General features: G+C 68.6%; 15 protein-coding genes. 3 read left to right on the top strand and 12 right to left on the bottom strand.

What is annotated here, in order from left to right; genetic code table 11:
* Positions 1-16: 16 nt before the first annotated feature.
* On the bottom strand, positions 17-2,053 hold the full coding sequence (locus ACIRRA_RS20035; RefSeq protein WP_402769939.1) for a DHA2 family efflux MFS transporter permease subunit: 2,037 nt from the start codon (positions 2,051-2,053) through the stop codon (positions 17-19).
* 96 nt (positions 2,054-2,149) lie between these two features.
* Positions 2,150-2,806 (bottom strand): TetR/AcrR family transcriptional regulator, encoded by a 657-nt coding sequence (locus ACIRRA_RS20030; RefSeq protein ID WP_402769936.1) that lies wholly within the window; start codon positions 2,804-2,806, stop codon positions 2,150-2,152.
* Between the two features lie 121 nt (positions 2,807-2,927).
* On the opposite strand from ACIRRA_RS20030, the gene ACIRRA_RS20025 reads away from it, so the two are divergent.
* From ACIRRA_RS20025 to ACIRRA_RS20015, 3 genes are all read left to right on the top strand, one after another.
* Complete coding sequence (locus ACIRRA_RS20025; RefSeq protein ID WP_402769933.1) at positions 2,928-3,803, top strand: oxidoreductase; 876 nt, start codon at positions 2,928-2,930, stop codon at positions 3,801-3,803.
* A gap of 99 nt (positions 3,804-3,902) precedes the next feature.
* Positions 3,903-4,361 (top strand): transcriptional regulator, encoded by a 459-nt coding sequence (locus ACIRRA_RS20020; RefSeq protein ID WP_402769930.1) that lies wholly within the window; start codon positions 3,903-3,905, stop codon positions 4,359-4,361.
* Positions 4,362-4,408: 47 nt separating this feature from the next.
* Positions 4,409-4,774: a DUF3817 domain-containing protein gene (locus ACIRRA_RS20015; protein ID WP_402770367.1), complete on the top strand. Its 366-nt coding sequence runs from the start codon at positions 4,409-4,411 to the stop codon at positions 4,772-4,774.
* Between the two features lie 224 nt (positions 4,775-4,998).
* On the opposite strand, the gene ACIRRA_RS20010 is transcribed toward ACIRRA_RS20015, so the two are convergent.
* From ACIRRA_RS20010 to clpS, 10 genes are all read right to left on the bottom strand, one after another.
* Positions 4,999-5,607, bottom strand: coding sequence for a non-canonical purine NTP pyrophosphatase (locus ACIRRA_RS20010; RefSeq protein ID WP_402769927.1), 609 nt, complete (start codon positions 5,605-5,607; stop codon positions 4,999-5,001).
* A complete protein-coding gene (rph, locus tag ACIRRA_RS20005; RefSeq protein ID WP_354850219.1) occupies positions 5,604-6,374 on the bottom strand; it encodes a ribonuclease PH in 771 nt (256 codons plus the stop codon). Before rph ends, ACIRRA_RS20010 begins: the two co-directional genes overlap by 4 nt.
* Positions 6,375-6,525: 151 nt before the next feature.
* Positions 6,526-7,290 (bottom strand): cyclic nucleotide-degrading phosphodiesterase, encoded by a 765-nt coding sequence (locus ACIRRA_RS20000; RefSeq protein WP_402770364.1) that lies wholly within the window; start codon positions 7,288-7,290, stop codon positions 6,526-6,528.
* 68 nt (positions 7,291-7,358) lie between these two features.
* Positions 7,359-8,063, bottom strand: coding sequence for a rhomboid family intramembrane serine protease (locus ACIRRA_RS19995; protein WP_402769924.1), 705 nt, complete (start codon positions 8,061-8,063; stop codon positions 7,359-7,361).
* 155 nt (positions 8,064-8,218) lie between these two features.
* Entirely contained in the window at positions 8,219-9,181 is a 963-nt protein-coding gene (locus ACIRRA_RS19990; RefSeq protein ID WP_402769922.1) for a PLP-dependent cysteine synthase family protein, read from the bottom strand.
* Between the two features lie 2 nt (positions 9,182-9,183).
* Entirely contained in the window at positions 9,184-9,462 is a 279-nt protein-coding gene (locus ACIRRA_RS19985) for a MoaD/ThiS family protein (protein ID WP_357001706.1), read from the bottom strand.
* Positions 9,463-9,488: 26 nt separating this feature from the next.
* A complete protein-coding gene (locus ACIRRA_RS19980; RefSeq protein WP_402769918.1) occupies positions 9,489-9,920 on the bottom strand; it encodes a Mov34/MPN/PAD-1 family protein in 432 nt (143 codons plus the stop codon).
* A gap of 115 nt (positions 9,921-10,035) precedes the next feature.
* Complete coding sequence (locus tag ACIRRA_RS19975; RefSeq protein WP_402769915.1) at positions 10,036-11,103, bottom strand: P1 family peptidase; 1,068 nt, start codon at positions 11,101-11,103, stop codon at positions 10,036-10,038.
* A gap of 33 nt (positions 11,104-11,136) precedes the next feature.
* Positions 11,137-11,706, bottom strand: coding sequence for a DUF2017 domain-containing protein (locus ACIRRA_RS19970; RefSeq protein ID WP_379387911.1), 570 nt, complete (start codon positions 11,704-11,706; stop codon positions 11,137-11,139).
* A 22-nt stretch (positions 11,707-11,728) separates the two neighbouring features.
* Complete coding sequence (gene clpS, locus ACIRRA_RS19965; RefSeq protein ID WP_379400645.1) at positions 11,729-12,085, bottom strand: ATP-dependent Clp protease adapter ClpS; 357 nt, start codon at positions 12,083-12,085, stop codon at positions 11,729-11,731.
* Positions 12,086-12,197 lie beyond the last annotated feature (112 nt).

Genomic DNA, 12,197 nt, shown 5'->3' with positions numbered 1-12,197 from the left:
CGGGGCGTCGTGATCGTCAGTGCACCGGCAGGACATCCGGGCGGTCGGCCTCGTCGAGCAGTTTGGTGGCGATATTGTCGATGGCCTGATCCAGCAGAACCCGATCGGCGGCATCGGCGGAATCCCAACCGGTGAGCTGGGTTTCGAGCCAGCGCTTCCACGCGCCGCGCACCCGGTCCACCTCCTGCGCGCCCTTGTCGGTAAGTGCGAGCTCGTCACCGTCACGGCGCAGCAGACCCGCGCGTTCGGCCTTGTCGTACACCGGGCCGATCAATTCCGCCGGGATCCAATGGGTTCGGGCGATGTCGTCGATCGTCGCCGTCCCGCGCAGGCGGTTGTACATGCGCACCTGCTCCAGCGCCCAGGCCTCGTCGCGGCCCAGCGAACTGCCCGCCGCCGCCAGGATTCCCGCGTCCGGCACGGCATTGTCGCGCTGCTTGCTCAGCACCCGCGCGACGCACCGCTCGAGTTGCACCAATCGGTCGGCGGAGTCCGGCACCGAGAACTGCTCCCCCACATCGGTGGCCTCGGCCCGCGCGCTGTCGCGGAGTTTCACCTGCCTCAGGAAGAACGCGACCACGAAACCGAGCAGCGCCACCGGCACCACCCAGCGGAAGACGAAGTCGATGGAGTCCGCGTAGGCGTGAATGATGGGCGCGGACTGCCGCTTCGGCAGATCCCGCAACGCCGCCGGATTCTGCGCCACCTGCGGCGGGACCCGCGCCTCGATCAGCGCCGCCTCCAGATTCGGGCGCAGCCTGTTCGAGTACAGGGTGCCGAACACGGTGGTGCCGAACGCGCTGCCGATGGTGCGGAAGAAGGTGACGCCGGAGGTGGCGGTCCCCAGATCCGAGTACGGGACGCTGCTCTGGACGGCGATGGTCAGCACCTGCATGGCCAGACCGACACCCAGGCCCAGGATCAGCATGTACACCGACATGATCCAGAAGCTGGTGTTCGCGCCCATCGTCGACATCAGGTACAGGCCCAGCGCCATCACCGCGCAGCCGATGATCGGGAAAGCCTTGTAGTGCCCCGTCTTTCCGACGATATTGCCGGACAGGATCGACGTGAAGAACAACCCGACCACCAGCGGCAGCGTGCGCACCCCGGACGCGGTCGCCGAAACACCCTGCACGTATTGCAGATACGCGGGCAGGTACGTCATGGCGCCCAGCAGCGCGAAGCCGACGATGAAACTCAGGATCGAGCACACCGTGAACACATTGCTGCGGAACAGGTGCATGGGCAGCATGGGTTCGGGCGCGCGGAACTCCGCGGCCACGAAGGTCGCCATGAGCGCCACCGCGGCCGCGAACAGGCCGATGATGGTGGGCGAGCCCCACGCGTATTCCTGCCCGCCCCACTCCAATCCGAGGATCAGGCAGGTGACGCCGACCGCGATCAGCGCGATGCCGAGGTAGTCCACGATCGGCTTGACGACCGCTCTGGTCATCGGAATGGTGCGGGCCGCCAGCGCGATCATGACGATGGCGAGGGGGACATTCACGTAGAAACACCAGCGCCAGCTCAGGTGGTCGGTGAACAGCCCGCCCAGCGTCGGCCCGATGACGGTGGTGATACCGAAGACCGCGCCCAGCGCGCCCTGGTACTTGCCGCGTTCGCGCAGCGGGATGACATCGGCGATGAGAGCCATCGACGTGACCATGAGCCCACCCGCGCCCAACCCCTGCACCGCGCGCGCCACGATGAGCAGCGTCATGCCGTTCGCGAGCCCGGCGACCATCGAGCCGATGATGAACACGGCGCCGCTGACCTGGAACACCAGCTTGCGGCCGAACAGGTCGCCGAACTTGCCGGACAGAGCGGTCGCGATGGCCTCGGCCACCAGATAGGAGGTGACCACCCAGGCCATGTGCCCGGCCCCGCCCAGGTCCGCCACGATGGTCGGCAGGGCGGTGGAGACGATGGTGGAATCCAGCGCGGCCATGAGCATGCCGAGCGCGACGGTTCCGAAGATGACGTTTCTGCGGGCCCGGCTCAGCGGACGGGGCGGAGCAGGCTTCTCGGCGGTGGCGCTGGCACCGGTCATCGGGTCAGTATGTGCCGCTCACCAGCCACTCTGTGGCAACGACACGGCACCGCGGTATTCCGACGGAGCGACCGATCAGTTCGTGTGCGGCACCGGTCAGTTCGCGCGCACCGCGTACCCGCCGAGCGCAGGCTCGAGGGTGCCGAAGGCCGCGGCCACCTGTTCGCCCAGCACCGCGGCGATGGCGTCGTTCGACTCCCCCGCGACCGTGCGCCGCAGCACCTCCTCGAACAGGGTGCGATGCACGCCGCCCAGCAGCGCGGCCGCGATCCTGGACGTGAAATCATCTGCGGCACAACCGGTTTCCCCCGCCAGCACCTCGGCGAGCCGGCGCTCCCGTTCCTCGTGGAACTCCCGCAGCCGCGCCACCAGCGCGGGGCTGCCGGTGATCAGGGCGGCGAAGTCCGGCCCGGAGAATCCGGCGAGCACGGCATCCTTGTCCGCGACCGCCGCCAGATATGCCCGCCGCAGCGCGGCCAGCGCCGACTCGCCGGCCCGCCGCTCGCGCACCGTGACCGCCGGACCCGCGACGAAGGCCTCGTGAATATCCAGCACCAGGTCTTCCTTGCGTGGGAAGTAGTTGGTCACGGTCATCTTGGCGACCTCGGCCGCCTCGGCGATCTCGGCGATGGTGACATTGTCGTAGCCGCGGTCCAGGAACAGCCGGGTGGCGGTGTTCGAGATGTTCTGCCTGGTCTGCAGCTTCTTGCGCTCGCGCAGCCCGAGCGGCGCGGCGGCGGACGAGGATGCCATCGAATCATTATCATCACTATTTTATGACTGTCACAAGTTCATCCCCGCCCACGAGGGCTACCACCGTAACTTACTCTGAAGTAAGGTCGAACAAACGACTCGAATTGTGAGGTCAGCAGTCATGGCATGGAAGCCAAGCGAAATCCCGGACCAGACCGGACGCACCTTCGTGATCACCGGCGCCAACGGCGGGCTCGGCGAGCAGACCACCAAGGTGCTCGCGGGCAAGGGCGCCACCGTCATCATGGCCTGCCGCAATGCCGCCAAGGCCCAAGAGGTGGCCGACCGCATCGACGGTGACGTGCGGGTGGCGAGCCTGGACCTGGCCAGCCTCGACTCGGTGCGGCAGTTCGCCGAGGGCACGGGCGAATTCGACGTGCTCATCAATAACGCGGGCCTGATGAACATCCCGTTCTCCCGCACCAAGGACGGCTTCGAAACCCAGTGGGGCGTCAACCATCTCGGCCACTTCGCCCTGACCGGGCTGCTGCTGGACCGGATCGGCGACCGGGTGGTCACCCTGGCCTCCATCGCCCACAAGCAGACGCCCAAGCTGTGGATCGACGACCTCAACTACGAGCACCGCCGCTACCAGCGCAATCTCGCCTACGCGCAGGCCAAGCTCTCGAACCTGATGTTCGCCCGCGAACTGCAGCGGCGGCTGACCGAGGCCGGTTCGGCCAAGCGCTCCTACGCGGTGCACCCGGGCGTCTCGGCGACCGACCTGTTCGCCCACACCGAAACCGCCCTCGACAAAATCTCGAAACCGTTCATCCGGATCGTGGGCCAGTCCCCGTACCACGCGGCATACTCGTCGCTGTTCGCCGCGACCGAGACCGACGCCGACCCGACCATCTACTGGGGTCCCACCCGCTGGTTCGGCAGCCAGGGCCCGGTCGAGCCCTCGCCGTCCAGCAAGATCTCGCAGGATCCGGAACTGCTGCGCCGGCTCTGGACCGAGTCCGAGCGTCTGACCGGGGTCACCTACAAGTTCTGAGTCTCGCGCCCGGGGCCCCTCGCATCATCCGGTGCGACGGGCCCTGCTGTTACCCACCTCCTACTACGCAGTGCGTAGTCCCCAGGTACCGTGGAGTGCGTGCCCGCTCCCCATCGCCGCCCGGCCCTGATCGTGTTCGTGGTCGTGGCGTTCGCGGCGTGCCTGGGGCTGGGCTATTGGCAGTGGACCCGTTTCGAGTCCGGCGGCGGCACCTATCAGAATCTCGGCTACGCGCTGCAATGGCCGTTGTTCGCGGGATTCGTGGTGTGGGCCTACGTCCGATTCGTGCGCTTGGAACAGGAAGCCGAGCAGGACGACGCTCCGGTGTCCGAACCGGCCGCCGCGTCCACGCCGACCAGCGCTCCCGCCGCCCGGCCGCGCCGGTCGGCGCAGCGCGAAATCCCGGCGGGCCTGCTGCCGGAGCGCCCCACAGCCGCCCGGGACGAGGATCCCGAGCTCGCCGAATACAACAGGTACCTGGCCGATCTGCACGCCCGCGACATGGACGACGAGGTCCGTGACGCCGGTCTGCACCACACCGAGAGGAGCGCCGGTTGAGCACCCGCGACAACTCCGCACCATCCCCCGTCGCCGGTGATACCACGCTGGCACCCCGCCCGCTCGGCGCCGCCGCGCCCGCGAAGATCCGCGGCGCGCTGACCCGCTACCGCGCCCTGGCCTATATCACCGGTGTCTGGCTGCTGGTGCTGTGCGGTGAGATGGTCTACAAGTACCTCATCCTCGACAACAGCAGCACCGCCCCGCACTGGCTGTTCTACATCGGTCAGGTGCACGGCATCTTCTACATGATCTACCTGGTCTTCACCATCGACCTCGGCATCAAGGCCCGTTGGAAGCCCGCCACCACGGCCCTGACCTGCCTCGCGGGCACGATCCCGTTCCTGTCCTTCGTCTTCGAGCACTACCGCACCCGCGAGGTGAGGGCTCTCACCGCCTCTCCGGGACGCTGAACCGCCTCTCCGGGACGCTAGCGGGCGGCTCGGGAGCCGTCGGCCGTCGCGCACCCGTGCCGGCGGTCGGGTGCCGAAACTATCTTCGGCGTACCCGGGGAGTTACCCCGAACGGCACGAGATCAGTTGCCGGCCTCTCGATCGAGCTACGTCAACGGCCGGACACGAACGGCCGAAAGGGGTTCGGGGACCAGGTCCCGAACCCCTTTCGCGTCTACAGGAATTCAGTCGCCGGCGAGGGCCGCCAGCGCCGGGAGGAGCTGACGCAGGGCGCGGCCGCGGTGCGAGGCGGCGTCCTTCTCGGCCGGGGTGAGCTGGGCGGAGGAGACGTCGCCGCCGTCCGGGAAGAACAGCGGGTCGTAGCCGAAACCGCCGTCGCCCACCGGCTTCCGGCCGATCACACCCGGCCATTCGCCACGCACGACCTCCTCGACGCCGTCGGCGACCAGGGCGCAGGCGGAGACGAAGCGGGCGCCCCGGCGCTCGTCGGGGACGTCGCCGAGCTGGGCCAGCAGCAGGGTGTTGTTGGCCCCGTCATTGCCGTGGGCGCCGGACCAGCGCGCCGACAGCACGCCGGGCATGCCGTTGAGGGCATCCACCTCGAGACCGGAATCGTCTGCGACGCAGGGCAATCCGGTGGCGGCGAAACCGTCGCGGGCCTTGGCGACGGCATTGCCCTCGAAGGTGGCGGCGGTCTCGGGGGCCTCGTCGTAGGGCGGCACGTCGTTCAGCCCGACGATCTCGATGCCCACGATGCCGGCCTCATCCAGGATGCGGCGCAGCTCGTTCAGCTTCTTGGCATTGCGGCTGGCGACCAGGACACGGCGGGTCATCGCTTCTTGGACTCCCCGGGCTCCGGCAGCACGCCCGGGTACGGCAGCGCGAGCGCTGCCTTCTGCACCACGAACAGCTGCTCACAGCCCGCCAGCGCGGAGTCGAGCAGTTTGTCGAGGGTGGAGCGCGGGAAGGTGGCGCCCTCGCCCGTGCCCTGGATCTCGACCAGGGTGCCGGTATCGGTGGCGACCACGTTCATGTCGACCTCGGCGCGCGAATCCTCCTCGTACGGCAGGTCGAGGCGCACCCGGCCGTCGACCACGCCGACGCTCACCGCGGCGATGGCGCAGGAGATCGGTTGCGGGTCGGTCAGTTTCCCGGCCGCGCCCAGGTAGGTGATGGCGTCCGAGAGCGCGACATACGCGCCGGTGATGGCGGCGGTGCGGGTGCCGCCGTCGGCCTGCAGCACATCACAGTCCACCGCAATGGTGTTCTCGCCGATGGTCGACAGGTCGATGCAGGCGCGCAGCGAACGGCCGATCAGCCGCGAGATCTCCTGGGTGCGGCCACCGACCTTGCCCTTCACCGACTCTCGTCCCGAGCGGGTGTGCGTCGCGGCGGGTAGCATGGCGTATTCGGCCGTCAGCCAGCCCAATCCGGACTCGCGCCGCCACGGCGGCACCCCGTCGGTGACGCTCGCGGTGCACATCACCCGCGTCTGCCCGAACTCCACCAGCACGGACCCCGCTGGGTGCGTGGTGAAGCCGCGGGTGATCCGTACGTCGCGGAGTTCGTCATCCGCCCTGCCATCGGCTCGTTTCGACACGGCCCACAGCCTAGCTCCCCCGCCTCCCCGGAACTTCAGCGGACAGCGGCGTGCCGCTGACCGTCGCACACCCGTGCCTGCGGTCAGGTGCCGAACCTATTTCGGGCGTACCCGGGGAGTTACCCCGACCGTCACGAAATCAGTTGTCGCCTCAGATATCGAAAACTTCACCCGGGGACACCGCGTGCACGGGACCGTCGAAAACCGCCTTGGCTTCGGCGATGACGTCCTCGCGGGAGGTCCACGGGGGAATGTGGGTGAGGAGAAGTTCGCCGACACCGGCCTGGGCGGCGATTAGGCCCGCCTCATGGCCGGAGAGATGGATACCCGGCGGGCGGTTGGCCGGGTCGTGGGTCCAGGAGGCTTCGGCGAGCAGAACGTCTGCGCCGCTGGCCAACTCGAAGACCTCGTCGCACAGGGCGGTGTCGCCGGTGTAGACGAGGGTGCGGCCGGCGGCGGTGGAGATGCGCAGGCCGTAGGACTCCGGCGGGTGGTACATGCGGCGAGCCTCGACGGTGTGGCCGGGGCCGAAGGGCGCCGGGACGCCCGCCTGCCAGACCCGCATGTCGATCACGTCGGACCAGTCGTCGGTCTCGCCGCCGATCTCCGCGGAGGCGTTGCCGATTCGCAGCGCGGAGTCGGTGGGGCCATAGACGACGGCCTTACCCGTGGGCGGATTGGGGTGGTAGCGACGCCACACCAGCAGGCCCGGCATATCCAGGCAGTGGTCGGCATGCAGGTGGGTCAGGAAGATGTCGACCTCGCCCGGATCCAGGTGACGCTGCAGGGCGCCGAGTACCCCGGGGCCGAAATCGATGACGGTCGGTGTCATATCCGGGCCGGTCAGCAGGTAACCCGACGCCGGGGAATCCGGGCCGGACACGCTGCCCGAGCACCCGAGGACGGTGAGGCGCATTCCCCCATGCTGCCACGCTGCATTCTCACTCAAGGAGGGATCCCCCAAATCGCCGGCCGCGTCCAGCGTCACCCCTGCGACGTGAGACGGCCGGCGTCAGTCCCGCGACGATGACGACGTTCATTCCCAGAGAGTACCCATCCGGCAACCACTCCACCTATCGCCCCGAAAAGATGTCCTTGCCAAGAGATTTCCGGGTTGCTGGGCAGGACGCCCCACAGGATCGAGCCGTAGAACACCGCCACCGCCACTCCGACAGCGATCTGCAACACATTTCGCGAGAACCAGCCCCAGCAGATCAGATATGTGAGCCAGCCGAACACCAGCACCGAGGCGCCGACCGACACGCTGTGCGGCGGTGCCGTGAACCACTGGCCAACCCCGGCGATCACCCAGATGATGGCCGTCGCCGTCAGCCCCCGCCCGATCCCGGTCAGCAGGGTGAGCAGCCCGAGCACGATCACCGGCAGCGTGTTCCCGAACAGATGCCCCCAATTGGCATGCAGCACAGGCGCGAACAGAATGCCGGCCAGCCCGTCCTCGCTGCGCGGCTTCACCCCCGCCTGATCGAGCTCGTTGTTCGTGAGGCTGTTGACCCCCTCCACGGTATATAGCAACGCCGTGAATCCCATGGTCAGCGCAATGGCGCGCTGCCACAGCAACTTCAGAGCACCATTCCCGCCCGACCCGCCCGCCGGCTTCGCCAACTGCCCCCGCAACCGCGCGATCCGATCCGGATCGAACGACGCGCCCATCCCGCTCCCGCCGCTCATAGCAAGACCTCCTAGCCGCCCTACCCCGAGCCTACCGCCGCGATATGCCCGACCGCCTCGGGGAATTCCCCGATCCGCGAACCACATATCGGCCTGCTCGTATGCCGCGCGCCCGCAGCGGATTCGCAGCGGGCGCGGGATGGCTGTGCGCGGAGTCAGGCCCAGAGCTGGCCGTCGAGCTTCTCCTCGGCCTCTTCGAGGGTGCCGTCGTAGGCGCCGGTGGAGAGGTATTTCCAGCCGCCGTCGGCGACGATGAAGGCGATATCGGCGCGCCGGCCGGCCTGCTGGGCCTTCTTGGCGACGCCGAGTGCGGCGTGCAGGATGGCGCCGGTGGAGATGCCCGCGAAAATGCCCTCTTCGAGGACCAATTCGCGGGTGCGGCGGACGGCGTCGTAGGGGCCGACCGAGAAGCGGGAGGTCAGGACGGACTCGTCGTAGAGCTCGGGGACGAAGCCCTCGTCGAGATTGCGCAGGCCGTAGACCAGTTCGCCGTAGCGCGGCTCGGCGGCGACGATGTCGATTCCGGGGACCTTCTCACGCAGGAAGCGGCCGGTGCCCATGAGCGTGCCGGTGGTGCCCAGACCCGCCACGAAGTGCGTGATCTCGGGCAGGTCGGCGAGGATCTCGGGGCCGGTGGTCTCGTAGTGCGCCAGCGAGTTGGCCGGATTGCCGTACTGGTAGAGCATCACCCAGTCCGGATTCTCCGCGGCGATCTGCTTGGCCAGCGCCACAGCCTGATTGGAGCCGCCCTCGGCCGGGGAGTCGATGATCTCGGCGCCGAACATGGTGAGCAGCTGCCGCCGCTCCACCGAGGTGTTCTCCGGCATCACGCACACCAGGCGATAGCCCTTGAGCTTGGCCGCCATGGCCAGCGAGATACCGGTATTGCCGCTGGTGGGTTCGAGAATCGTGCAGCCGGGCGTGAGCCGCCCGTCGGCCTCGGCCTGCTCGATCATGCGCAGCGCCGGGCGGTCCTTGATGGATCCGGTCGGATTGCGGTCCTCGAGCTTGGCCCACAGCCGCACGTGCTCGTCACCGTCCCACCGCGGGGACAGGTTCTTCAACCCGACCAGCGGGGTGTTGCCCAGTGTCGCGATCAGCGACTCGTAGCGCGCCACGGTTAGCGCGCGCCGCCGGCGACCGCCGGGAGGATGGTGACGGTGCCGTCCTCGGGCACCTCGGCCTCGAGCCCGCCGGTGAAGCGCACATCCTCGTCGTCGACGTAGATGTTGACGTAGCGGTTGAGCTTGCCGTCCTTGAGCAGCTTCGCCTCCAGGCCCGGGTAGTTGGCCTCCAGGTCGGCGATGAGGGCGGCCAGGGTCGCGCCCTGGGCCTGAACCCGCTTCTCGCCCTTGGTGATCGGGCGCATGATGGTCGGGATGGACACGGTGACCGGCATGAGGGGGGACTCCTTGTGTATTTCGTTCAGGCTCGGGCGGATTGGCTGTAGGCGGGGACGATCTCGACGGGCTCCTCGGTGACCTCGCCCTCCAGGATCCGATAGCTGCGCAGGTCGTGTCGCTCGGGATCGCGGGTGGAGATCAGCACGTAGTGGGCATTCGGCTCCGACGCGAACGAGATGTCGGTGCGGCTCGGGTACGCCTCGGTGGCGGTGTGCGAGTGGTAGATGACCACCGGCTCCTCGTCGGCGGCATCCATCTCCCGCCACAGCCGCAGCTGCTCACCCGAGTCGAACTCGTAGAAGGTGGGCGAGCGCGCAGCATTGATCATGGGGATGAACCGCTCGGGCCGATCGGAACCCTCGGGACCGGCGATGACACCGCACGCCTCGTCGGGATGGTCGGCGCGCGCGTGCGCGACCATCGCCTCCACGAGGTCGGCCCTGATCACCAGCACAGTCGCATCCTTCCGCTCGACGCCCACGGCCGAACGGCCGAAACGCTGTCGTCAACAGGTGAGACTAGGCGGCTATTCCCGATGAACCCGGTCACACCCCGGCGCCCCGCACCCGTCACGGCAGCGGTCCGAACAGGTCACGGTAGGCGGGGATGCCCGCCACCGAGGTCGCCGACAGGATCGCGTCCACGATCGCGCGCTCCACGCAGACCGCCGCGGCCGTGCACAGCTGGTCCAGGATCAGCAGATCAGCGGGGAAGGCCGGGGGCATGGGAATCGCCGGCGGCTGCTCGGCGGTGCCGGTGGCCAGCGCGAACAGGGTGTCGCCGTCCAGCGGCGAATGTGCGGGGCGGACGGCCCGGGCCAGCCCGTCGTGCGCGGTCGCGGCCAGCCGCTTGCAGGCCGCGGGATCCAGCGCGGCATCGGTCGCGACCACGCCGATGGTGGTGTTGAGCACGGTTCCCTTCACCGCGAGGGCATTCGCGGCCGCCAGCTGTTCGGCGGTGGCCGGGCGCAATCCGAAATGCTCCGGGCCGTCGGTGCCCGCGCCCCACGGGAGTCCGGTGCGCGGGTCGAAGACCGAACCGACCGGATTGGCGACGATCACCGCGCCCACGGTGATACCCGCCGCCGGGCCATCGGTGAAACGCACGCTGGCCGTGCCGATTCCGCCCTTGAGCGAGCCCGCCCGCGCGCCCACGCCCGCACCGACCGACCCGCGCTCGAACTTCGGGTCCGCGGCCTCCGCCGCCAGGAAACCGAAATCGGCGTCGGGCCGAATGTGCCACGCGCCCACCGGAAGATCGAAGATGACCGCCCCGGGCACGATCGGCACCACGCGGGACGGGTCGGCGGGATCCATCGGGATCCCCTCCCGGTGCTCCTCCAGCCAGCGCATGACGCCGTCGGCCGCGGCCAGTCCGTAGGCGCTGCCGCCGGTGAGCAGGATCGCATTCACCTGCCGCACAGTGTTTCCCGGGTCCAGCAGGTCGGTCTCGCGGGTGCCCGGACCACCGCCTCGCACGTCCACCGCGGCCACGGCCCCGTCCGGCACCCGCACCACCGTGCAGCCGGTGGCCGCGCCCGACCCGAGGGTGGCGTTCGCGTCCAGCACGTGGTGCTGGCCGACCAGGACTCCGTCGACGTCGGTGATCGAATTACGTGGTCCCGCAACACTGTTCACGGCAGCTTCTCCTCGGTGGCCCCGCCCGGTGCCCTAGGGCGCGAGCGCCTGGATCAGGGAGTCCTGCATCCAGGTGAGCCAGTGGTAGACCTCGAGGCTCGGCCCGCGCGGATCGTCGTCCGGAAAATGGTCGGGCGTGTCGGTGGTTATGTCCAGGGCTGTGCCGAGGGCCAGCCGCACGTCGTTGAGCGCGGTGAGCCAGGCGTGCGCCTGTTCCTGGCTGATGATGATCTTGCCGCCCTGCGGCGGCAGCGTTTCCAGGATGACCAGCCCGGCGGCCACCTTGGACTCGATGATCTCCGGCTCGTGCAGGCTGCGCAGGGCGCTGTTGAGGCCGGCGCGCTCGGCGTCGGGGGAACCGGGCTCGGGGCGATGGAAGTCCGGCAGCAGCCGGGCCAGCCGCGGATCATCGGGCGGTTCGGTGTTGCCCGTCTGTAGCCCGGTCAGCTCCGCGAGGTCGTCCTCGGGTGCCGAACGGGCGCGATCGGTGAGCAGTCCGGTGACAGCCCCGACCAGCGAACGCAATACCTCCGCCTCGTGGGCGTCCATTTCCGAACGCAGTTTCAGCCCGCCCAGGGAGGTCTTTCTGCTCCACTTCCGCACGGGGTTACCGTAGTCGTCCTGTTCACTCGTCACGTTGCATGGTGGCCCACAGCCCGGCCGCGTGCAGCCGCTGGACGTCGTGCTCCATCTTGTCGCGCGAGCCAGCGGACACCACGGCCTTGCCCTCGTTGTGGACCTTCAGCATCAGCTCGGTTGCCTTGCCTTTGCTGTAGCCGAAGAGCTTCTGGAATATGTAGGTCACGTAGTGCATGAGGTTGACCGGATCGTCCCATACGACGGTCACCCACGGCCGGTCCTCGGCCTCCAGAATCTCGGAGTATTCAATGGCCTCCGGTGTCGCCTGTGCCGCCGACATAGTCACGTTGACGCCCGCCGGACCGGCGGCGACCCGGACAACGTCCTGATTACACAGACCCATAACAACCAGGGTACGACCTGAGAACTCAGAAACAACAGCCTGCGCGACACGCCGTCCTGACGTGGAAGTGAGATCGGCGCCCGGGCGTGGCGCACGGTCGGTGGGACGGCGG

This window comes from Nocardia sp. NPDC101769 (assembly GCF_044766925.1).
Classification (GTDB): domain Bacteria; phylum Actinomycetota; class Actinomycetes; order Mycobacteriales; family Mycobacteriaceae; genus Nocardia.
This window is presented reverse-complemented; position numbering and strand designations above follow the sequence as displayed.

Coding starts and splice junctions, on each gene's coding strand:
- ACIRRA_RS20035 (WP_402769939.1), bottom strand. CDS start 2,053: ATGACCGGTGCCAGCGCCACCGCCGAGAAGCCTGCTCCGCCCCGTCCG.
- ACIRRA_RS20030 (WP_402769936.1), bottom strand. CDS start 2,806: ATGGCATCCTCGTCCGCCGCCGCGCCGCTCGGGCTGCGCGAGCGCAAG.
- ACIRRA_RS20025 (WP_402769933.1), top strand. CDS start 2,928: ATGGCATGGAAGCCAAGCGAAATCCCGGACCAGACCGGACGCACCTTC.
- ACIRRA_RS20010 (WP_402769927.1), bottom strand. CDS start 5,607: ATGACCCGCCGTGTCCTGGTCGCCAGCCGCAATGCCAAGAAGCTGAAC.
- ACIRRA_RS20000 (WP_402770364.1), bottom strand. CDS start 7,290: ATGCGCCTCACCGTCCTCGGGTGCTCGGGCAGCGTGTCCGGCCCGGAT.
- ACIRRA_RS19995 (WP_402769924.1), bottom strand. CDS start 8,063: ATGAGCGGCGGGAGCGGGATGGGCGCGTCGTTCGATCCGGATCGGATC.
- ACIRRA_RS19985 (WP_357001706.1), bottom strand. CDS start 9,462: ATGCCGGTCACCGTGTCCATCCCGACCATCATGCGCCCGATCACCAAG.
- clpS (WP_379400645.1), bottom strand. CDS start 12,085: ATGGGTCTGTGTAATCAGGACGTTGTCCGGGTCGCCGCCGGTCCGGCG.